The following is a 20,979-nucleotide window of genomic DNA, read 5'->3' as shown; positions in this document are numbered from 1 at the left end:
AGCGGTCGCCCCCTCACCAGGAGCAACACCATGCGCCGGCTCACCTACGACGACATCAAGGCCGCCACCGAACGGATCACCGGCCGCGTCCGCCCCGTCACCCTCGCCCCGGTCGACGCCGGGAGCGTGCCGGGGCCGTGCGAGATGTGGCTGGCCCTGGAGTTCATGCAGCACACAGGATCGTTCAAGGCCCGCGGAGCGCAGAACTTCATCCAGGCCCACCGCGACGCCGGCACCCTGCCCGATGCCGGGGTGACCATCGCCTCGGGCGGCAACGCCGGACTGGCGTGTGCGTGGGCGGCTCGGCAGCAGGGCATCGCCGCCACCGTCTTCGTACCCACCACGGCGCCCGCGGTGAAGGTGGCCAAGCTGCGGTCATACGGTGCCGATGTCCGCCTCGTCGGCACGGAGTACGCCGAAGCCCTGGCCGCCTGTGAGGAGTTCGCCGCCGACACCGGCGCGCTCGCCTCCCATGCCTACGACCATCCGCTGACAGCCGCCGGAGCGGGCACCCTGCTGGAGGAGATCCGCGACCGGCTCCCCGGCCTGGACACGGTCGTGGTCGCCGTCGGAGGCGGCGGACTGTTCACCGGCGTGGCCACCGCCGCCAGGTACCACGGCATCCGAACCGTCGCCGTCGAGCCGCAGAACTGCCGCGCCCTGAACGCCGCCCTGGAGGCCGGTCACCCTGTCGACGTCACCGTGGATTCCGTGGCCGCCGACTCCCTCGGCGCCCGCCGCACCTCCACGATGGCGCTCCATGCGGCCCAACAGGACGGCGTGCGCTCCACCCTCGTGCCGGACAGCGAGATCATCCGCGCCCGCCAGGCGCTGTGGGACCACCGGAGGGTGGCGGTGGAGCACGGCGCCGGCACCGCCCTCGCCGCCCTCACGGCCGCCGAGGCCCCCTACCGGGCCGCCCCCGGCGAGAAGGTCGCCGTCGTGCTCTGCGGCGCCAACACCGACCCGAGCGACCTGGTCCACTGACCGCCACTCGGCCAAGCCTGCCGCCGACGTCGCGAATCCTGGGCCCGGGTGCGGTGGCGGGACCTGCCCGAACGGTTCGGGCCGTGGACGTCACCACCGCGACCAAGAGCATGCGCATGCGCATGCCTGGCCGACGGTCGACGTCCGCCGGTGCTGCCGCTGCTCCGGGCACCCAGCCAAAACCCTGGTCGGAGCCGATGGCCACACCGATCCGGTGGATGCACCTCAAGGCACGTCCTGGTCACGCGGGAACGCCGGTGCGGCGGGAACGGGCAAGAGCCAGCCCACCCAGGGCCAGGGCGATCAGCCCCACGACCAGGGCCACGATGGCCCCGCCGAGCCCGTTGCCGGTACCGACACCTCCGTCGGAGGTTGCCACGACCAACCCGCCGAGCGCCATGGCGATCAGCCCCGCAGTCAGAGCCACCACGACTCCCAGGCGCCCGGAGCCGGTGCCGAAACGACCGCTGGGGCGGGCCAGAGCCATCCCACCCACGACCACGCCGATCAGGCCCAGCACGGCGGCCGCACCGGCCCCGAGTCGCCCGGCGCTCATGGCGTACACACCGGCGGCGGTCGGCTGGACCGAGACCTGCGTGGCCTCCGCCGCCACAAGTCGAACTGACATCAAGGCTCCGGATGCGCTCATGTCCCTCTCCTCTTCCGTGCGTCTGGTTTTCCGCGGTTTCGGATGTCGCCCGATCATGTCGCCGGGCGCACTTCCGGTCGTCCTGCGGACGGAGACACTTCGCGCTGCCGCCGACGGCGCATCCGGATGCCGCAGACGTGGCAGGCGCCGCGAAACTACTGCGTGCGCGGTAGGCGGCTGCTCATCCGCGAGCGGGACTCGCCCGCAGCGGCATCCGATTAGGGTGCGCGCATGAGCACAGGGCGGTGGGGTGTCGGGGCCGGTGTCAGAGACTGGGCGGTCGCCGTCTGCGTGGCGGCGACGCTGCTGGTCACCGGACTGTCCGGGCAGCGCTCCGGCACCCACCTCGACCTGCTCGGCCAGGCTCTCCTGGTGTCCGGTGGCCTTGCGCTGGCCGTACGCCGCCGGGCTCCGGTCACCGTCCTGGTCGCAACCGGGCTGTGCGCGGTGGGTTACCAGGCGGCCGGCTTCGACGTGCCTGCCGTCGCGTATCTCTTCGCGGTGTACGCAACCGTACGGGCGGGACACCGCACCGCTACGGTGGCGGCGTCCGTGGCCATGCTGGTCACTCTTCCCCTCGCCGCCCTGGCCTCGGGGCTGCACGACACGGGCGAGGCGTTCGCACAGGCCCGAGGCGCACTGGAGCTGGCCTGGCTGATCGCGGCCGGTGCCGCGGGAGAAGCGCTGCGGCAGGCCGAGCGGCGGGCCGACGAAGCCGAGCGCACCCGGGAGGAGACCGCACGGCGCCGCGCTGACGAGGAACGGCTGCACATCGCACGGGAGTTGCACGACTCGCTCACCCACCAGATCTCGATCATCAAGGTGCAGGCCGAAGTCGCCGTGCATGTGGCCCGCAAGCGAGGCGAACAGGTGTCGCAGGCCCTGCTGGCGATCCAGGCGGCCGGACGTGAGGCGACCCGGGAGCTGCGCGCGACCCTGGAGGCGCTGCGCGACGACGACACGACCCCGCCGCGCGGCCTCGACAACGTCCCGGAACTGGTGGCTCGGGCCTGTGCGATCGGCCTGGACGCGACGCTGACGATCGAGGGGCAACGGCACGACCTACCGGCCGCGGTGGACCGGACCGCCTACCGGATCGTTCAGGAGTCACTCACCAACATCGCCCGGCATGCCGCCGCCACTACGGCGTCCGTCCGGATCGACCGCCGTCCGGACGCCCTCGCGATACGCGTCGACGACGACGGCAAGGCCACTGCGGACACCGCCCCGGTGCCCGGCGTCGGGCTGCTCGGGATGCGCGAACGCGTCACCGCCCTCGGTGGTCGGCTGCGGGCGGAGCCGCGCGGCGAGGGAGGCTTCACCGTCGAGGCCGAACTCCCTGTGGAGCAGGCACGATGATCCGTGTACTGCTGGTGGACGACCAGCCGCTCCTGCGCAGCGGATTCCGCGCGCTCCTCGACCTCGAAGACGACATCGAGGTGGTGGCCGAGGCCGGCGACGGGCTGGAGGGCCTGGCCCTCACCAGGGAACACCTGCCCGACATCGTGCTCATCGACATCCGGATGCCGGTGGTCGACGGCATCGAGGCGACCCGACGCATCGCCGCCGAACCGACCCTGGCCGGGGTACACGTCGTCATCCTCACCAACTACGGCTTCGACGAATACGTCTTCAACGCGCTGCGTGCCGGCGCAGCCGGATTCCTCGTCAAGGACATCCTGCCGGAGGACCTCCTTCACGCCGTACGTGTCGCCGCGCGGGGTGACGCACTGCTCGCCCCGTCGATCACCCGCAGGCTGATCAACCGGTACGTTGCCCAGCCGCCCCCCACCGGTGTCGGCACGGGGCTGGAGGAGCTGACCAACCGCGAACGCGAGGCCGTCGCCCTGGTCGCGCAGGGCCTGTGCAACGACCAGATCGCCGACCGCATGGTGATCAGCCCGCTGACCGCGAAGACCCACATCAACCGGGCCATGACCAAGCTCCATGCCCGTGACCGCGCCCAACTCGTGGTCCTCGCCTACGAATCGGGCCTGGTCGCCCCACGCAACCGCTGACCGAGACCGGATTGCGGCCGGCCCGCCGCCGTTGCAGCACGGTGACCCGGCGCACTCCGGCCGCGCGGGCCGGCTCCAGGATCCGCGGACCGGTCTCCAGCGGAGCGAAACAGGCCCCACCGAAAGTGATCAGATGAAGGCCGGTGACGCCCTCCAACTCCGGTACCAGGCCGACGGGTTCGGTCAGATCACCCTCGACGCCTCGACGCCGACACCGAGAGGGGCCTTCATGTGAGGCCGCTGCCACCGAGGGGCAGGCCATACAGCTTGACGGTGCTGAGCGATGTCTGTGGGGAACAACCTGGTCCGGTTCTCCGTACCATCGCTACGGCAGGACATTGTGCAAGGGTTGTTGTTGCCGCCACACAGGCATCGGCCCGGCAATGCTCACATGTGTGGCAGCCCTCAACTCCGGCCTCGGGCCGAGGAAAGGTTGTGCGTCCCGTGTCTGAGAACACTTCCGCTATCGGATTGACATCGCAGTACACCGCTCAAGTAACTGCCGACCTCGAGAACAACGCCAAGGAACAACAACGGATCAGCGGCGAAATCGCCGCCCTGCAGGAGCAGTTGGCGGCTCTTGAGCGCGACCACACGATGCTCGTCGGCATTCAGCAGGCGATCGGCACAGCACCGGTTTCCGCAGAGATTGCCGCTCCGTCCAACGCCGAAAGCGTCACGGTTCCCACCCCGCGCAAGGAGACGCCCAGCGCTTCCGGCGCGGGCAAACGGCCGCGGACGAAGAAGACGGCCGCCGTTCCCCGCCGCGCTGCAGCCAAGAAGCCCGCCGCCGAAAAGCGTGCGCCCCGGGCCGAGACCACCAGCGCGGCACAGCCGACGCTCGTCGAACTGGTCCGCCGCCATCTCGCCGACCAGAGTGAGCCCCGTTCGGCGGCGGAGATCGCCACAGCGCTCGGTCAGGTCCATCCCGAGCGCAACGTCAAGACGACCGTGGTGCGCACCACCCTCGAGGGCCTGGTGGCCAGGAACCAGGCTCAGCGCACCAAGCAGGGCACATCCGTCTTCTATACCGCCCCCGACGGCCCGGAGCAGGCTGCACCGGCGCAGACCGAGGAACAGCCGGCGCAAGCCGACGCATGACGTCTGGAACGGCGTGCCGTACCGGTCGCCTCCCGGGCCGGCCCGGCGATGTCATCGTCCTGCTCCGCGGGCGCGGCGAGGAGCATCGCGAGCGAACGGAGGTATGGCTGCGTGCGCACGAGGTCCGCTACGAGGTCCTGGTCCCCCACGACCACCACGACCGCGTCGTCGCCTTGTGACGTCGTACGGGCCTGCCGTCCTGACAGGTCGGCTACGGCAGCTTCCACACGGCGGCTTGCCGGTGAGCCGGGGATCAGGTGCCTGCCGTTCGTGAGGCGGCCGGGGCCCGGCGTCAGGTGCGCGGGCCGACCGGACCGGCGGGCGCACGAGCGCCCGCTGGTAAAATGGGGGCACGCTTCGACACCGCCGGGGCCCGTACCAAGGGGTACGGGCCCCGGCGCGTTCCGGGCGCCAGATCAGGAAGGTTCCCCATGAACGCGAAGCCGTCGGTCCCTGGACACTCCCGTGCCGGCAAGCCACAGCGGGCGACAGCGCCGCTGGGCGAACTCTCGACGCCGCAGGCACTGTCCCCGGGGCTGCCGCCGGCCGAGTCATTCGACGCACTCGGGCTGCCGTCGGAACTGTTGACGACGATGCTCGGCCTCGGGGTGACGGAGCCTTTCCCGATCCAGGCGGCGACCCTGCCCAACGCGCTGGCCGGCCGCGATGTCCTCGGCCGCGCACGGACCGGCTCCGGCAAGACGCTCGCTTTCGGGCTGGCGCTGCTCGTCCGGACGGCAGGCCTGCGGGCGGAGTCGAAGCGGCCGCTCGCGCTGGTCCTGGTGCCGACCCGAGAGCTCGCGCAGCAGGTGAGCGACGCGCTGGCGCCGTACGCGCAGACACTGAACGTGCGACTTGCGACGGTGGTCGGCGGGCTGTCGATCAACCGGCAGTCGGCGCTGCTGCGAACCGGCGCCGAAGTGGTCATCGCGACGCCGGGGCGGCTGGCCGATCTGGTGTCGCGCCGGGACTGCCACCTGAATCAGGTGCGGATCACGGTCTTGGACGAGGCGGACCAGATGTGCGACTTGGGGTTCCTGCCGCAGGTCTCGGAGATCCTGGACCAGGTCCGCTCCGACGGGCAGCGGCTGCTGTTTTCGGCCACGCTCGACCGCAACGTCGACCAGCTGGTACGGAGTTACCTGCACGAGCCGGTTCTCGCATCGGTCGACCGGATGGCGGGCTCGGTCACCACGATGGAACACCACGTGCTGAACATCCACGCCGCCGACAAGTACGCGACCGCGACCGAGATCGCCGCGCGGGACGGCCGGGTACTGATGTTCCTGGACACGAAGGCCGGTGTGGACCAGTTCACCCGTCACCTGCGGGCGAGCGGCGTACGGGCGGCCGCCCTGCACAGCGGGAAGTCGCAGCCGCAGCGCACGCACACGCTGGGCCAGTTCAAGGACGGTGAGATCACCGTGCTGGTGGCCACCAATGTCGCGGCGCGGGGCATTCACATCGAGGCACTCGACCTCGTCGTCAATGTCGACCCGCCCGCCGACGCCAAGGACTACCTGCACCGTGGCGGGCGCACCGCGCGCGCCGGGGAGTCCGGGAGCGTGGTCACCCTGGTCACGCCCAACCAGCGGCGCGATGTGAACCGCATGATGTCCGATGCCGGGATCCGGCCGACGGTCACCCAAGTGCGCTCCGGCGAGGAGAAGCTGACCACCATCACCGGGGCGAAACGCCCGCCGACCGGCGCGAAGACCAGCAGCGGAAACGCCCCCTTCCGCGGCCTGGGCACCCGTGCGGGCCGCCCCGCGAAGGAGTCCCGCAAGGCCGCCGAGGCCCGCAAGACCGCGGAAGCCCGCGCGGCGGCCCGGGTACGCAAGGCCCGCTGACGCCGGACGGACTGGGGTACATCGCCACTGGCGAGCCGAGATGCCTCTACGACCGGGCCCCGTTCTGCGCACCGACATCCGCGCGGAAGGCGTGACGTACGCCGAACTCGCCGGGCTCCGCCCTCACTTGCCACGCCGGACACGACAAACGTCAAACATCAAACGTCGCACGTCCATCGGGAGTGAACCGCACATGGCACGCGACGTATCAGGCGCTGAGGGATGCGCGCCGGATCGCGTCGAGCGCGCGCGTCACGTCGTCGTCGGTCGTCGACCAGTTGCTCACCGAGATCCGCATGACGCGCCGGCCGTGCCAGGTGGAGCCGCTGATCCACGCCGTGCCGTCCTCGAGCAGCCGGGCGAGCACCCGTTCCGTGCGTTCGTCGTTGCCGAACTCGGCGCAGACCTGGGTGAACACCACCTCGTTGAGGACCGTCGCGCCGTCGATCCCGGCGATGCCGGTGGCGAACGCGCAGGCGTGTCGGCACAGTCGCTCGACCAGGTCGGCCACACCTGAACGGCCGAGGGACCTGAGCGCGGCCCACACGGTGAAGGCCCTGCCGCGCCGGGAGAGCTCGGGGACCTTGTCGATGGGGTCGCCGTGTTCGTCCTGGATGAGGTAGTCGCCGTGCAGGCCCATCGCCGCCCGGACCGCCAACGGGTCGCGCACGATGGCGAGGCCGCTGTCGTAGGGGACGTTCAGGGTCTTGTGGGCATCCGTCGCCCAGGAGTCGGCATGTGTGCAGCCCGCCGTCAGGTGGGCGTATTGCGGGGAGGCAGCCGCCCACAGTCCGAAGGCGCCGTCGACGTGCACCCAAGCATCCGCCTCGCGAGCGGCACGGATCGCCTCGACGAAGGGATCGAAGGCGCCGGAGTGGATGTCTCCGGCCTGAAGGATCACGATCGTGGGCCTCCGACCGCCGGTCGCCAGGGTGTGGCGCAGGGCCTCGGGCTCGATGCGCCCTTGATCGTCCGCCTTGACCAGTTCGGGTCTGCCGAGCCCCAGGTAGCGCAGCGCCAGGTCGATGGCCATGTGGCGGTCCGCGCCGGCGATGACGCGTACAGCCGGCCCCCCTGCGAGTCCGTCACCGACATCCCAGCCGGCGCGCCGCAGTACCGCGTCGCGTCCGGCGGCGAGGCAGGTGAAGTTCGCCATCGTGGCTCCGGTGGTGAAGCCGACGGCGCTGTCACTCGGCAGGCCGAGCAGATCGAGCAACCACGCGCTCGCGATGTCCTCCGCCGCCGTGTATGCGGGCGAGACTGCGCGCATCACGCAGTTCTGATCCCAGGCACTGACCAGCCAGTCCGCGGCCAGCGCGGCTGGTTCGGTGCCGCCGACCACGAACCCGTAGAAGCGGCCACCGGGAAACCCGGTGAGCCCCGGTTCACAGGCCGTGGCCAGCAGGTCGACGACGTCGGCGGGCGTGCTGGGACCGTCGGGCAGTTCGGCACCGAGCGCGCGCACGATCTCGTCGACCGAGGCGCCGGCGGGAACCCGGCGGTCCGACAGGCTCTCCAGCCAGCGGACGGCATGGCCGTAGGCCTGTCGGAGCGCCCTCTCGCGCGCGTCCATACCTCGGACTATGAGCCAGCCACCGCGGCCACGCAAGCCACGAACTGCACGGTCACTCCCACACCTTGATCACCGAGCGGCGGAAAGAACGAGTCCAGGATCCGGCGCGGCTCCCGCGGGGCTTCCGCACCCGTCGACACCCGATCCGCCGAAGCGAAGGCGCCTCCCGGAACCGTCGACGAAGGACGCCGCATCGCAGACCGTCCCGCCTCGCCGGGCGGGGGCGCCGGCGCGTTCCGCTTCGCCGTCGCCCGAATCCCGCCCCGCGACCAGGCGGTCAGCCGCCGAGGGCGGCCATCACCACGTCCTTGGCCTCCTCCTGGACGCGGCGCAGGTGGTCGGGTCCCTGGAACGACTCGGCGTAGATCTTGTAGACGTCCTCGGTGCCCGAGGGGCGGGCGGCGAACCATGCGTTCTCGGTGGTCACCTTGATGCCGCCGATACCCGCGCCGTTGCCGGGTGCCTCGGTGAGTACGCCGGTGACGGCCTCCCCGGCCAGGGTGTCCGCCGTGACCTGCGCGGGCGAGAGCTTGGCGAGCAGTGCCTTCTCCTCGCGGGTCGCCGGGGCGTCGATGCGGGCGTAGGCGGGCTCGCCGAAGCGGGCCGTCAGGGCGGCGTAGTGCTCCGAGGGGGTCTTCCCGGTGATGGCGGTGATCTCGGAGGCGAGCAGCGCCAGGATGATGCCGTCCTTGTCGGTGGTCCACACCGAGCCGTCGCGGCGCAGGAACGACGCGCCGGCCGACTCCTCCCCGCCGAACCCGAGCGAACCGTCGACCAGGCCGTCCACGAACCACTTGAAGCCGACGGGCACTTCGACGAGTCGGCGGCCGAGGTCGGCGGCGACACGGTCGATCATCGAGGACGACACCAGGGTCTTGCCGATCCCGGTGCCGTCCGGCCACTGCTCGCGGTGGGCGTACAGGTAGGCGATGGCGGCGGCCAGGTAGTGGTTGGGGTTCATCAGGCCCGCGTCCGGGGTGACGATGCCGTGCCGGTCGGCGTCGGCGTCGTTGCCCGTGGCGATCTGGAAACGGTCCCGCTGCTCGATGAGCGAGGCCATCGCGTACGGCGACGAGCAGTCCATGCGGATCTTGCCGTCCCAGTCCAGCGTCATGAAGCGCCAGGTGGGATCGGCGATCGGGTTGACCACGGTCAGGTCGAGCCGGTGCTCCTCGGCGATGCGGCCCCAGTAGGCGACGGAGGCCCCGCCGAGCGGGTCGGCGCCGATACGGACGCCCGCGGCGCGGATCGCGTCCAGGTCCAGGACGGCGGGCAGGTCGACGACGTAGCTGCCGAGGAAGTCGTAGCGTCCGGTGCCGGGAGCCGTGAGCGCCCGGGCGTACGGGACACGGCGTACGTCCTTGAGGCCGGCCGCGATGATCTCGTTGGCGCGGTCCTGGATCCAGGAGGTCGCCTCGGAGCCGGCCGGGCCGCCGCTGGGCGGGTTGTACTTGAAGCCGCCGTCGGCGGGCGGGTTGTGCGAGGGGGTGACGACCACCCCGTCCGCGAGGCCGGTGGTGCGGCCGCGGTTGTGGGCGAGGATGGCGTGCGAGACGGCCGGGGTGGGCGTGTAGCCGTCCGCGCTGTCGATGAGCACGGTCACGTCGTTGGCGGCGAACACCTCCAGCGCGGTGACCCGGGCGGGCTCGGACAGGGCGTGGGTGTCGGCGCCGAGGAAGAGCGGCCCGTCGGTGCCCTGCGCATTGCGGTACTCGCAGATGGCCTGGCTGGTCGCGGCGATGTGGTCTTCGTTGAACGCCGTGTTCAGGGACGATCCGCGGTGCCCCGACGTACCGAACGCCACCCGCTGCGCGGGGTCGGCCGGGTCGGGGTGCAGCGCGTAGTACGTGGTCACCAGCCGGGCAACGTCTACGAGGTCCCCGGGACCGGCCACCTGACCCGCTCGTTCATGCTGCATGGTCCGTTCCTCCGCATGGGTTGGTCCGTCGCTCGACGTCCCATCTTTCCTCGTCGGGGCGCAGGTATGCGAGAGGGGTCGGTCGGCGGGGGCGGTCGGCGGGTCCTGCACGTGAAGGGCGGGGCGACTCGGGGGTGACGTCAGGCGTCCTCGACCGTCGCGGTGACGGGCGTGCCGATCTCGACCGTACGGCTGACCGTGCAGAGCCGGTCGTGGGAGGTCCTGACCGCTCGGGGAAGGATCGCCCGGGCCCGGTCCGCGCCTTCGACGTCCGGGAAGGCGACGGAGAAGGTGACCGCGAGGTCGGTCATCCGGTTGCCGAGCTCGTCGCTGATCTTGTTGCCGGTCACCGCGACGGAGAACGTGGTGGGTTCCGCGTGCCGGCTGGTGGCGGCATCGACATCCACCGCCGTGCAGCCGCCGATCGCGGCGAGCAACAACTCGACCGGGGTGAACTCGGCATCCCCGTGCGGATCGGAACCGGTGCCGAAGCTGATCGTGCCGCCGCGAGCGTTCGTAGCGGTGAAGTGGCCGGTGCTGGTTCGCTCGACGGTGACGGAGCGCAGGGAGTTTTCGGTCATGCCGACGACACTAAATGCCGAGTCGGCCGTTGCGCTGGACTGTTGACCGTACGTACCGCGCCCGCGCGTTCCCTGTGCGTCACTCATTGACATGTCCTCGCCCTAGCGCGACGCTGAGAGCGCTCTCAGAAAGGTACGGACCAATCTCCGCCCCCTCCACTCGATCCCCCACTCGCACGGAGGTCAAGAGTGCTCCCCAAAACCAAACATCCGCTCGCGTCCCTGGCCGCGGTGGCCGCCCTGCTGGGCGCGTTGCTCGTCTTCGCGGCGCCGTCGCCCGCGCAAGCGGTGCCCGCCACGATCCCCCTGAAGATCACCAACAACTCGGGCCGCAGCGAACCGGTCTACATCTACAACCTCGGCACCCTGCTCGCGACCGGTCGGCAGGGCTGGGCCGACGCAGGCGGCACGTTCCATCCCTGGCCCGCCGGCGGCAACCCGCCCACACCGGCACCGGACGCATCCATCCCCGGGCCGGCAGCAGGGCAGTCGGCGACGATCCAGATACCCAAGTTCTCGGGTCGGATCTACTTCTCCTACGGGCAGAAGCTCGTCTTCAAGCTGACCACCGGCGGCCTGGTGCAGCCCGCTGTGCAGAACCCCGGCGACCCCAACCGGAACATCCTGTTCAACTGGTCGGAGTACACGCTCAACGATGCCGGGCTGTGGCTCAACAGCACCCAGGTGGACATGCTCTCCGCGCCGTACGCAGTGGGTGTGCAGCGCGCCGACGCCGGCACCATCAGCACCGGTCATCTCAAGGCGGGCGGATTCAACGCGGTCCTCAACACCCTGCGGGGGCAGTCCGGCGGGTGGGGAAACCTGATCCAGACGCGGTCCGACGGGACGGTTCTGCGCGCGCTCTCGCCCGGGTACGGGTTGGAGACCGGGGCCCTGTCCGCCTCCGTGATGGACGACTACGTCAACCGTGTCTGGCAGAAGTACGCGACGACGACCTTGACGGTCACACCGTTCGCCGACCAGCCGAACACCAAGTACTACGGCCGGGTCTCGGGCAACGTCATGAACTTCACGAACAGTTCCGGCGCGGTCGTCACCAGCTTCCAGAAACCGGACGCGGACAGCATCTTCGGCTGCCACAAGCTCCTTGACGCGCCCAACGACGCGGTGCGTGGGCCGATTTCGCGCACTCTGTGCGCAGGCTTCAACCGCTCCACGCTGCTGGTCAACCCCAATCAGCCCGACGCCTCGGCGGCCGCCTTCTACCAGGACGCCGTCACCAATCACTACGCGCGGATCATCCATGCGCAGATGGCCGACGGGAAGGCGTACGCATTCGCCTTCGACGACGTCGGCCACCACGAGTCGCTCGTCCACGACGGAAATCCTCGGCAGGCCTACCTCACACTGGATCCGTTCAGCTGACCCGGCGTCCCGCACGCGGTCACGGCCGCGTGCGGGCGCATGCTGCCGCGCCTGGGCCCGTCGCCACGTGCCCAGCCGTCGACGGCAGCCCGAGATCGGCCGTCGAGGAGGTCCGTGTCCTGCGCTGCCCGCTCCGAACTCAGGTACAGGGACTCCCGATTGGTCCACGCACGGCCGGCCGGCGGCGTGTGCGTCACCCGCCGTAGAGGTTCGAGGCGACGGTCAGGAAGACGAGGAGGTTCGGCACGGTCTTGACCTCGGCGAGCGCCCAGGCTCTGGGCTGTCCGTGCTGCCGGACGACCACGAAGCCCTCGCGGACATCGATCGTCTCGACGGCCGACCAGGGCAGAATCCCGTTGCGTTCGGCGGAGATTCCGGTGGCGTCCAGGCTGAACGGGCCGTAACCCACTTTCTGCCCCTCCCGGACCGCCTCCCACACCTGCTGGGCCTGGGCGCGGGCGATGGCCTCGGCGATCAGGGGCAGCCAGGTCCCGTAGTCGGCGAAGAAGGACGAGATCTCCACTCTGGTGCCGTTGGGCGCCACCAGGGTGGAGTTGTGCGCGCTGTTGAAAGGGGTCTTCGTACCCTTGTAGTTGATCACTTGCTGGACGGTTTCCTGGTAATGGACCGCCTGGTCCCAGCGGACCGCGAACAGTCGCCCGGCGCCCCTGTCCAAGAGCAGCCCCCTCTCGAAGAGGTGCAGGCGTTGGGCGCCGAGTTTCTTCCGGAAGTTCGGGCTGTTGAGCAGGCCACCGATGGCCAGCGCGCTGAATATCAGGGGATACGCCGCGAGCCACCAGGCCACCAAGACCCACAGCAGGACGCCTCCGGTCGCCAGGCAGACGGTGGCGGTCAGGGAAGCGGCGATGAACAGTCCCCGGTACTTCTCCTGCACGTTGACCTCCTTCCTTGGCAGGAAGGTGTGTTCGAGTCGGCCGAAGCCCCTCCGGGAGGCCAGTCGGGCGACTTCAGGGGACGGGGAACCCGGCACGCTCATGCAGGAGCCTCGGTTTCGTATCGGAGCGGTCCTCGTCGAGGCCGCTTCAGCCAGTCGTGCGAGCAATGAGTCGAGCGAGCAGACGGGTGCGCGGGACCATCTGTGCGACAGCGACGTACTCGGTGTCCGCGTGCGCGCCGCCGCCCACGGCGCCCAGGCCGTCCAGCGTCGGACAGCCCGCCGCCGCGGTGTAGTTGCCGTCCGAGGCACCGCCGACGGCGAGCCCACGCAGCGGCTCCTGTCCCAGTTCCGCGGCGAGCCGGGAGGCGAGGGCGAACAGCTCGGCTGACGACTCCGGTTCCATGGGCGGCCGTTGCCTGCCACCCAGCACCTCCAGCCGGGCTCCGGGCGTCCGGGCGGCGAGGCCCCGCATGCACTCGTCGATCCAGTCCTGCGCCGCCGGGGTCGGCACGCGCACGTCCACCGACACCCGCGCCAGGGCGGGCACCGTATTGCGCGCGCTGCCGGCCGACAGCAGGGTGGGCGTGACGGTCGCGAAGCCCGGGCCGGAGTGTGCGGCTCCGACGGCCCCCATCGAGTCCCCGAAGCCGGCGATGGACAGCACCTGGTGAGCGGCCTCCACCGCGGCGTTGACCCCCTTGTGCGGTTCCAGACCCGCGTGCGCGGCCCGGCCGTGTACCACGACCTCGTACCGCGAAGTGCCCTTGCGGGCGGTCTTGAGCGCACCCTCCTCGTCAGCGGACGCCTCCAGCACAAAGGCCGCCGCGCACCCCCGCGCGGATTCCTCGATCAGCTGCCGGGAGGTCACGGAGCCGACTTCCTCGTCCCCGTTGACCAGTACGCACACCCCGTCCGGGGAGGGCAGGGAGGCCAGCGCGTGGAACATCTGCACCAGTCCCGCCTTCATGTCCAGGACTCCGGGTCCGCGGGCGATCCCGTCGGCCACCGACCAGGGGTGGTTCCGGAGCGAGCCTGTGGGCCAGACCGTGTCGTGGTGTCCCACCAGCAGGACCCGCGGGGTGCCGAAGGTCCACCGCAGATGGGTCACGCCGTCGATCACGATCGTCTCCGGCCCGGCCCCCAGCAGCCTCGTCCCGAGGGCGCCGACCACCTCGGCACTGCGCGCCACTGACGCGTGGTCGGCCGAGAAGGACTCGCAGAGCACGAGTTCCTCCAGATCGGCCAGCATCGCCGGCAACACGAGCGCGGCCGGCCGGGTCACCGGTCCCGCCCCGTCTCAACTCCCCGTCGCGACAACACACTTCCCCCTCGGATCTCATGGCCATCGGGAGCGGCGGGGCTCGCTCCCCCTCCGGAGCCCCGCCGCGTGAACGACGTTAGGACGAGGCAAGGCATTCCACCAGCGACTGGATTGCATGGGATCTATGCGCCCGAGGAATACCTTGGGGGAAGATGGTGATGACCGGAGGACGATCTTGGAAGCGTGAGGAGTCGGGGAACATGTTCGAGATCGACGCGCTGCGGCTGCTCGTGGCCGTGGCCGAGACCGGATCGTTCACGAAGGCGGCGGCGCGGCTCAACTACACGCAGTCCGCGGTGTCCCGCCGGATCGCCACACTGGAACAGCAGGCGGGCGGGCCGCTGTTCGAGCGGCTCCCTCGGGGTGTACGGCTCAATTCCGCCGGCCGTACGCTGCACCGGCACGCCATGGAGGTACTCGACCGGCTGTCGCGGGCGGAGCGGGAGCTGGCCGTGCTGCACGCGGGGCACGGCGGGCTGCTGCACGTGGGCGCGTTCGCCACCGCCAACATCTCACTGGTGCCCACCGCCCTGCGGGCGCTCCGGAACGCCAGGCCGGATGTCGAGGTCGTGGCGGTGGAGGGCCCGACGGACACGCTGATGGAGCGCCTCGCTGACGGGACACTGGACCTCGCCGTCGTCAGCGACTACCCGTACGGCCTGCCGTCGGCCGACGGTGTCACGACGACGGTGCTGTGCGAGGACGAGCTCCTCGTCGCGCTCCCGCGCGGGCACCGCTTGGCGGGAACCGAACCGGTCGACCTGCGTGAACTGCGCGACGAGGCCTGGCTCCAGAACGCGTACGGCGACCGTCCCACGATGCTCGCCGACGCCTGCGCGCGGGCGGGCTTCATCCCCAGGAAGATCATCCGAATCGCGGAGTGGACCGGAAAGTTCGGCTACGCGGCCGCCGGGCTGGGGGTGGCAGTGGTCCCTTCGCTTGCCGCCTGGGCAGTCCCCGGCGAACTCGTCCTGCGCCGCCTCACCGACCCGGCCCTGCGCCGGACCGTACATGTGGCGTTGCCAGCCGCCCCGCTACCGGCGGCACTCACACTGCGGGATCTGCTGAGCGACACCTTGATCGCGAGAGAGCCGCACCCGCTTCCGGACCGGTGATGATCAGTCCGGACCGGTGATGAATCGGCACGCAGACCGCTCTACGAACCCCGCGGCACCCGCGCCCTCACCACCCTCGCCCCCGGGTTCCCCCTTGCCTCAGCAACTGCGACCGACCTGTTCGAACGCCCCATCGACGGCTCCCGTACCGGCGACTCGCCGGGCACGCCGGGCGGGACCGGGGCGGCCTACGGGGTTACCGTCGGCGGCGTGGAAGGTGATCGCCGAGGGTGGCGCCAGTGTTTGCTCAGCGGGGCGGTGTTCGCCGTGTGCATGGCCGGCACCACGCTGCCGACTCCGCTCTACGGCCTCTACCAGGAGAAGTTCGGGTTCTCCGAGCTGACGGTGACCGTCGTGTACGCCGTGTACGCCTTCGGGGTCATCGGTGTGCTGCTGCTGGCGGGCAACGCCTCTGACGCCGTGGGCAGACGGCCCGTGCTGCTGTGGGGGCTGGGATTCGGGGCGGCGAGTGCCCTCTGTTTCCTGTGCGCGGCCGGGCTGGGCTGGCTGTATGCCGGGCGGCTGCTGTCGGGGCTGTCCGCCGGTCTGTTCACCGGGGCTGCCACGGCTTACGTGATGGAGTTGGCACCGTACGGCGGCACCTCACAGGCCACGTTCGTGGCGACGGCCGCCAATATGGGCGGGCTGGGCTGCGGCCCCCTGCTCGCCGGAGTGCTCGCCCAGTACGCCGCCTGGCCGCTGCACCTGCCGTTCGCCGTACACCTCGCCCTGGTCGCCTGCTCGGCCGCCGTCCTGCTGCGGCTTCCGGAGACCGTGGGGCAGCCGCGGCCGCTGAGCACCGTACGGCCGCAGCGGCCCGGTCTGCCCACGCAGGTGCGGGCGGTGTTCGTGCCTGCGGCGATCGCCTCGTTCGTGGGGTTCGCACTGTTCGGGGTGTTCACGTCGGTCAGCCCGGCGTTTCTCGCACAGTCCCTGGACGTGGACAACCATGCCGTGAGCGGACTGGTCGTCGCGCTGGCCTTCTTCGCCTCGACTGCCGGGCAGTTGGCGGTCGGCCGCGTCGGGATGGGGCGATCGCTGCCGCTGGGTTGCGCCGCACTCCTCGCCGGGCTGGCGCTGCTCGCCGGCGCGCTGCGGTGGGATCTGCTTGCGCTGGTGGTGCTGAGCGCGGTGGTGGGCGGGGGCGGGCAGGGGCTGGCGTTTCGCGGGGCGCTGGCCGCGCTGGCCGAAGCGTCTCCCGCGGACCAGCGTGCGGCTGTGATCTCGACGCTGTTCGTGGTGGCTTACGCGGGTATCTCTGTGCCGGTGATCGGTGTGGGGGTGTTGGTGGGTCCGATCGGTCTGGAGGCCGCAGGGCTGGTGTTCATCGCGTGCATGGCCGTCCTGGTCTCGACCGCGGCCGTCTACCTCCTCCGGCGTCCGGTACCGGCAAGGACGTGAGCCGGTACGGACTCGGCGAACCCGACACACCTGTCCACTTGATTGGCCGTCACATCCCGAACCGAGCTGGGTGTTCGGCGTTCTCCGCTCCTCGGAGCGGGACCCCTCTCGGCTTGAGGCCTTCCCGGGCTTCCGGCCCGGCACCGGAACGGCGTTGGCCGCCATGTGCCCCGCCGCCTCCGCGCCCGCGACGCGTTCGTACCGACCGCGTACGCCCTGCCGGCCTAGGCGTAGCGGGACGAGCCGGGCGTGGCCGACACATGGCGCGGCCCGAGGTCCAGGTCCGAAGACCTCGCGCCGCGGCGTGATCGTGGTCGTCAAGCGCGCTGCCACAGCGCAGGGGTGAGAGCGGGCTGCCACGCACCCTGCGCCTGATGCGCCTGCAGGCACTGGTACGAGACACCGTCGTAGGTCACCCGCACTCCGACCTCGTAGACCTGACCCGCGGCCCAACCGCCCGCCTGACCGTCCTGGGGAGCGGACGTACCGCTCTCGCCCGTGCTGGTCTTGAGGGTGAGGCCGTAGGTGCTGAGCAGCGGGTTGATCGGCTGGTAGAAGGTGGTGCCGCCGCTCGTGCAGTCGCCGGAGCCTCCCGAGGTGACGCCCTGAGCCTGGGTTCCCGAGATGTAGGAGCCGCCGGAGTCGCCCGGCTCCGCGCACACCGTCGTGCGGGTCACGCCGTCGACGGTGCCCTCCGCGTAGTTGACGCTGGTGTCGTGCTGCTGGATCGTGCCGCAGTGCCAGCCCGTGGTGGAGCCGGACCGGCAGATCGCGGCGCCCGCCAGGGCCTGGACCGATCCGGCGGTCTGAACGTTCTGGTCACCCTCCCCCTTGACGTAGGGCGTTGCGGTCCAGTCGCTGTTGACGCCCACCCACGCCATGTCCCGGCCGGGGAAGACGGAGGCCTGGAAGGTGCCCTGGGCGACGTTGTTGAAGCCGGCGGTCTTGGCCCCGGCCTTCCCGCAGTGGCCGGCCGTGGCGAACCCCTGCTGCGCGCCCTTGGTGACGGCGAATCCCACGGAGCAGCGGGCGGTGTCGTCGATGTAGTAGGCGTCACCGCCTCGGACGTCGTACAGGGCGCGAGGCTGGTCGGCGGACACCCTGATGTCCACGACCTTCCGGTCGACGCCGGAGGCCGCGATGAGCGCGTCCGCGGCGGCACGGCTAGTCGCCTGCACCGTCACCCGGTTGGTCCGTACGTCGATGTACCGAACCGGCGTGTCGAGGGCCTTGCCGGTCACGGCGCCGTCCAACTTCGCCTTGGCGGTCTTCAGGTCCCCCAGCGCGGTCTTGACGACCGCTGCCCGCGCTCCGCCGGCCCTGATGGCGGGGACGTCCGCGGCCTCGGTGGTCGCGACGGTCAGGTCGGCGGAGGTCGCGCCGCGCACCCATGCTCCCGCGAAGCGCCCGCCCAGCGTGTTCTGGAGCCGACCGGCGCGCGTGCCGGCCTCCGCCTCGTTCACCAGACGCGTCTTGGCCTGTGTTGCCGTCAGGCCCAGATCGCGCTCCAACGCGCGCAGGACGGCCGGCGCCGGGTTGTCGGCACCGAGCGTCGCGGCGACGGAGGGCGGTGCTGCCGGCGCGGGAGGCTCGACGGCCGCCGCCTCGGGCAGCCCCGTGAGCACGAGTGCGCCCAGTACCGCCAAGGCTGCACAGCCGGCTCCGGCATGTCTGTGGACCATCAGGTGTCTCCTAGGTCTTCGGTGGCAGAAGGGCCTCGAAACCCTAGGTTTTGCCGAAAACCGCTCAGAAAATGTCCGTTTCCTGCCTGTTCCGCGCATTGGACGACATGAAGGGCCCGCCCGGCGGATCACCGGGTGCTGACGGGCCGACACACCAGGTACCGGTGCCCGGGAGCACACCGGAGAGTGAGCGTCGGCGAGGAGAACAGCGCTCGTCACACGGGCTCGAGGCCGGGGTTGCCGGCCTCGGTCACAAAGGACGCGGCGGTCGTGATCGGCGCGCCCGGTGTCGTCACGGCGGACACGGTCCTGAAGTCGGCCCGCGCCGCCTGACGGTCCAGTTCGACCCTCACATAGCCGCGCTGCCCGTTGTAGAACTTGAGATGCGGGTTGGCCTTGAGGTAGGTGTCCCGGTTCGGGGGCTTCTCGGCGCCGTCCCTGCCGCTCGCGACGGATGTGGCGACGATCTCCGTGCCCAGAGTCGCTGACGCCGGGTCGTCGAAGTCGTCCTTGATGTCGAAGGCGTACCCGACGTGCACGTCCCCGGTCATCACCACCAGGTTCTCGACGCCGGCCGACTTCGCGCCGTCGAGGATCCGTCGGCGCGAGGCCCGGTAGCCGTCCCAGGCATCCATGGACATCTTCGCGTCCGGGCTGAGGCCGAGTTTGCGCTGCGAGAAGCACACTTGTTGCGGCATCACGTTCCACAGGGCCTGCGAGGCACGCCAGCCGTCGATCAGCCATGCTTCCTGCGCCGCCCCGGTGATGGTGCGCGTCGGGTCGTCCGGCACGCGGCCGGGAGCGTGTTTGGTGTCGCCGTACGCCTGGTCGGAGCGGTACTGCCGGGTGTCGAGGACGTCGAACTGGGCGAGCGTGCCCCACTGGAGCCGACGGTAGAGCCGCATGTCCGGACCAGCGGGCAGCTGCGCGCTGCGCAGCGGCTGGTTCTCCCAGTGCGCCCGGTAGGCGGCCGCGCGACGCAGCAGGAACACCTCCGGCGGGTCGTTGTTCTCGCTGATGGCGCCCGCGCGGTTGTTCTCCGTCTCGTGGTCGTCCCACGTGATGACGAAGGGGTGCGCGGCATGGACCGCCCGCAGGTCCGGATCGCTCTTGTAGAGCGCGTAGCGCAGCCGGTAGTCCTCCAGGGTCCTGGCTTCACGGTTGAAAAGGTCGGGCAGCTGTCGGTCCGTGTAGTTGCGCGCGCCGCCCGCGGAGTCCACGGCGTACTCGTACAGGTAGTCGCCGAGATGGAAGACCACGTCGACGTCGTCCTGGGCCAGATGGCGGTGCACCGTGTAGAACCCGTCGTGGTAGGCCTGGCAGGCGACGGCGGCGTACGAGAACGTCGCGGTGGCGGCAGTGGCGGCGGGCGCCGTGCGCGTACGGCCCGTCTCGCTGATCCAGGCTCCGGTCTTGAACCGGTAGTAGTAGACCCGGTCGGACTTGAGTCCCTCGACGTCGACGTGAAGGGTGTGGTTGTACTCGGGATAGGCGATGGCGACGCCACTGCGGACGGTCAGGGCGAAGCGCTCGTCGAGGGCCACTTCCCACCGGACGACGACGTACTTCTGGGGCAGACCGCCGTCCGGCTCGTACGGGGCGGGGGCGAGCCTGGTCCACAGCAGCACGGAGTCGGGAAGCGGGTCTCCGGAGGCGACGCCGAGCGTGAACGGATCGGTGGGGATCCTTGCCGAGTCGAGCTCGGCGGAGCCTGCCGCTCCCCGGGCCGGCAGGTTGGTGCTGAAGGCGAGGGCGACGGCCGCTGCGGTGACGGTGAAGAAGCTGCGCCGCCCGAAGTGCCGTGCCACGGCGCGCAATTCGGGGTCGTGTCGTGAAGAGGTGTCTTGCAGTAGCGATCTACGACGGCCTGTCGAGGCCATTGGGCCTCCTCTCGCGGTTGACTGCACGAACGACCTCTGCACCACATTCGACAAAGCATCAGGAAGCAGACTTCCGAATGCTAAGCAGATAAAGATCACAATTACCGCAAGTACGGAATCCCGAGAGCGTCGGAGCGGCCGACCGTGAGGTCGGCTCCTGTACGGCGGCCGGTCGGCGGCCGCCGGGACGGGACATCGGGGAGAGCACACCCGCAAGGGCGGTGACGGCCGAAGGACGAAGCATCTGTCGGCGGACCTGACCGACATCGCGTTCGCGTTGCTTGACGCCTGGCGGTCGAAGGCGGGTGGCCGCCGCCACGACGTCACCCCCGCCGGCCGCCATCGCTCGAGGCGGCGTCGGCATGTCCGTCCGGAGCCGAACCCCAGCTCGGGCGGCAGCAGTTGCCAGGCTCCGTGGGCCCATGGGAGACCCTCCTGAGCCGACGGCACCGACGGGCCGTACGCGGCGCGTGCCGCTTCGCGAGGAGGTTGTTCGTCCGCACCGGACGATGAGGGGGATGAGGGGAAAGGGGAGTACCCACTCCTTTCCACTCTCAACGTATAGCGCACCAGGGGGCTTGCGGCAAGACCCCGGTCGTGCCGCAGAATCACCGGCCTG

17 protein-coding genes and 1 pseudogene are annotated in these 20,979 nt (G+C 70.6%); 9 read left to right on the top strand and 9 right to left on the bottom strand.

Annotation, left to right across the window (positions count from 1 at the left end):
* Positions 1-30 precede the first annotated feature (30 nt).
* On the top strand, positions 31-987 hold the full coding sequence (locus ADK57_RS09210) for a threonine/serine dehydratase (RefSeq protein WP_053748872.1): 957 nt from the start codon (positions 31-33) through the stop codon (positions 985-987).
* 241 nt (positions 988-1,228) lie between these two features.
* Here ADK57_RS09210 and ADK57_RS09205 read toward each other — a convergent pair whose 3' ends face one another.
* Positions 1,229-1,636 carry a DUF6223 family protein gene (locus ADK57_RS09205; RefSeq protein WP_053748871.1) on the bottom strand — a complete coding sequence of 136 codons (408 nt, stop codon included), beginning with the start codon at positions 1,634-1,636 and terminating at the stop codon, positions 1,229-1,231.
* 231 nt (positions 1,637-1,867) lie between these two features.
* Between ADK57_RS09205 and ADK57_RS09200 the strand changes: the two genes are divergently transcribed.
* Together ADK57_RS09200 and ADK57_RS09195 are read left to right on the top strand one after the other, a co-directional pair.
* Positions 1,868-2,995 carry a sensor histidine kinase gene (locus ADK57_RS09200; protein ID WP_053748870.1) on the top strand — a complete coding sequence of 376 codons (1,128 nt, stop codon included), beginning with the start codon at positions 1,868-1,870 and terminating at the stop codon, positions 2,993-2,995.
* Positions 2,992-3,654, top strand: a complete 663-nt coding sequence (locus tag ADK57_RS09195) for a response regulator (protein WP_053748869.1) — start codon at positions 2,992-2,994, stop codon at positions 3,652-3,654. The genes ADK57_RS09200 and ADK57_RS09195 overlap by 4 nt, the downstream gene beginning before the upstream one ends.
* On the opposite strand, the pseudogene ADK57_RS50980 reads toward ADK57_RS09195, so the two are convergent.
* A pseudogene (locus ADK57_RS50980) lies at positions 3,640-3,853 on the bottom strand (hydroxylase); the annotation flags it as partial. The gene ADK57_RS09195 and the pseudogene ADK57_RS50980 overlap by 15 nt on opposite strands.
* A 245-nt stretch (positions 3,854-4,098) precedes the next feature.
* On the opposite strand from ADK57_RS50980, the gene ADK57_RS09190 reads away from it, so the two are divergent.
* From ADK57_RS09190 to ADK57_RS09180, 3 genes are all read left to right on the top strand, one after another.
* The gene (locus ADK57_RS09190) at positions 4,099-4,755 is read left to right on the top strand and encodes a hypothetical protein (RefSeq protein WP_053748918.1); all 657 of its coding nucleotides are present in this window, start codon (positions 4,099-4,101) and stop codon (positions 4,753-4,755) included.
* Positions 4,752-4,934: a hypothetical protein gene (locus tag ADK57_RS09185; protein ID WP_053748868.1), complete on the top strand. Its 183-nt coding sequence runs from the start codon at positions 4,752-4,754 to the stop codon at positions 4,932-4,934. The genes ADK57_RS09190 and ADK57_RS09185 overlap by 4 nt, the downstream gene beginning before the upstream one ends.
* Positions 4,935-5,186: 252 nt before the next feature.
* Positions 5,187-6,605: a DEAD/DEAH box helicase gene (locus tag ADK57_RS09180; protein ID WP_053748867.1), complete on the top strand. Its 1,419-nt coding sequence runs from the start codon at positions 5,187-5,189 to the stop codon at positions 6,603-6,605.
* Between the two features lie 208 nt (positions 6,606-6,813).
* On the opposite strand, the gene ADK57_RS09175 is transcribed toward ADK57_RS09180, so the two are convergent.
* The 3 genes from ADK57_RS09175 to ADK57_RS09165 all read right to left on the bottom strand — a co-directional run bounded on the left by ADK57_RS09175 (position 6,814) and on the right by ADK57_RS09165 (position 10,677).
* Positions 6,814-8,178 carry a pyridoxal phosphate-dependent decarboxylase family protein gene (locus tag ADK57_RS09175; RefSeq protein ID WP_053748866.1) on the bottom strand — a complete coding sequence of 455 codons (1,365 nt, stop codon included), beginning with the start codon at positions 8,176-8,178 and terminating at the stop codon, positions 6,814-6,816.
* A gap of 277 nt (positions 8,179-8,455) precedes the next feature.
* Positions 8,456-10,096, bottom strand: a complete 1,641-nt coding sequence (gene pgm / locus ADK57_RS09170) for a phosphoglucomutase (alpha-D-glucose-1,6-bisphosphate-dependent) (RefSeq protein ID WP_053748865.1) — start codon at positions 10,094-10,096, stop codon at positions 8,456-8,458.
* 140 nt (positions 10,097-10,236) lie between these two features.
* The gene (locus ADK57_RS09165) at positions 10,237-10,677 is read right to left on the bottom strand and encodes an OsmC family protein (protein WP_053748864.1); all 441 of its coding nucleotides are present in this window, start codon (positions 10,675-10,677) and stop codon (positions 10,237-10,239) included.
* Between the two features lie 189 nt (positions 10,678-10,866).
* Here ADK57_RS09165 and ADK57_RS09160 point away from each other — a divergent pair, with 189 nt between their 5' ends.
* On the top strand, positions 10,867-12,063 hold the full coding sequence (locus ADK57_RS09160; RefSeq protein WP_053748863.1) for a glycoside hydrolase family 64 protein: 1,197 nt from the start codon (positions 10,867-10,869) through the stop codon (positions 12,061-12,063).
* A gap of 193 nt (positions 12,064-12,256) precedes the next feature.
* Here ADK57_RS09160 and ADK57_RS09155 read toward each other — a convergent pair whose 3' ends face one another.
* Together ADK57_RS09155 and ADK57_RS09150 are read right to left on the bottom strand one after the other, a co-directional pair.
* Positions 12,257-12,958, bottom strand: a complete 702-nt coding sequence (locus ADK57_RS09155) for a DUF6585 family protein (RefSeq protein WP_053748862.1) — start codon at positions 12,956-12,958, stop codon at positions 12,257-12,259.
* A gap of 148 nt (positions 12,959-13,106) precedes the next feature.
* Positions 13,107-14,210, bottom strand: a complete 1,104-nt coding sequence (locus ADK57_RS09150; RefSeq protein ID WP_053748917.1) for a M20 family metallopeptidase — start codon at positions 14,208-14,210, stop codon at positions 13,107-13,109.
* A 272-nt stretch (positions 14,211-14,482) separates the two neighbouring features.
* Here ADK57_RS09150 and ADK57_RS09145 point away from each other — a divergent pair, with 272 nt between their 5' ends.
* Together ADK57_RS09145 and ADK57_RS09140 are read left to right on the top strand one after the other, a co-directional pair.
* On the top strand, positions 14,483-15,397 hold the full coding sequence (locus tag ADK57_RS09145) for a LysR family transcriptional regulator (RefSeq protein ID WP_053748861.1): 915 nt from the start codon (positions 14,483-14,485) through the stop codon (positions 15,395-15,397).
* 210 nt (positions 15,398-15,607) lie between these two features.
* Positions 15,608-16,798: an MFS transporter gene (locus tag ADK57_RS09140; RefSeq protein WP_053748860.1), complete on the top strand. Its 1,191-nt coding sequence runs from the start codon at positions 15,608-15,610 to the stop codon at positions 16,796-16,798.
* A gap of 317 nt (positions 16,799-17,115) precedes the next feature.
* Here ADK57_RS09140 and ADK57_RS09135 read toward each other — a convergent pair whose 3' ends face one another.
* Both ADK57_RS09135 and ADK57_RS09130 read right to left on the bottom strand, forming a co-directional pair.
* Positions 17,116-18,480 (bottom strand): carbohydrate-binding protein, encoded by a 1,365-nt coding sequence (locus ADK57_RS09135; RefSeq protein WP_053748859.1) that lies wholly within the window; start codon positions 18,478-18,480, stop codon positions 17,116-17,118.
* Positions 18,481-18,695: 215 nt separating this feature from the next.
* Positions 18,696-20,360 (bottom strand): alkaline phosphatase D family protein, encoded by a 1,665-nt coding sequence (locus ADK57_RS09130; protein ID WP_053748858.1) that lies wholly within the window; start codon positions 20,358-20,360, stop codon positions 18,696-18,698.
* Between the last annotated feature and the right edge of the window lie 619 nt (positions 20,361-20,979).

It is taken from the genome of Streptomyces sp. MMG1533, from assembly GCF_001279775.1.
In the GTDB taxonomy this organism is placed as follows: domain Bacteria; phylum Actinomycetota; class Actinomycetes; order Streptomycetales; family Streptomycetaceae; genus Streptomyces.
Note: the sequence above shows the minus strand (reverse complement) of the source record. Positions and strands in the feature narration are given on the sequence as shown.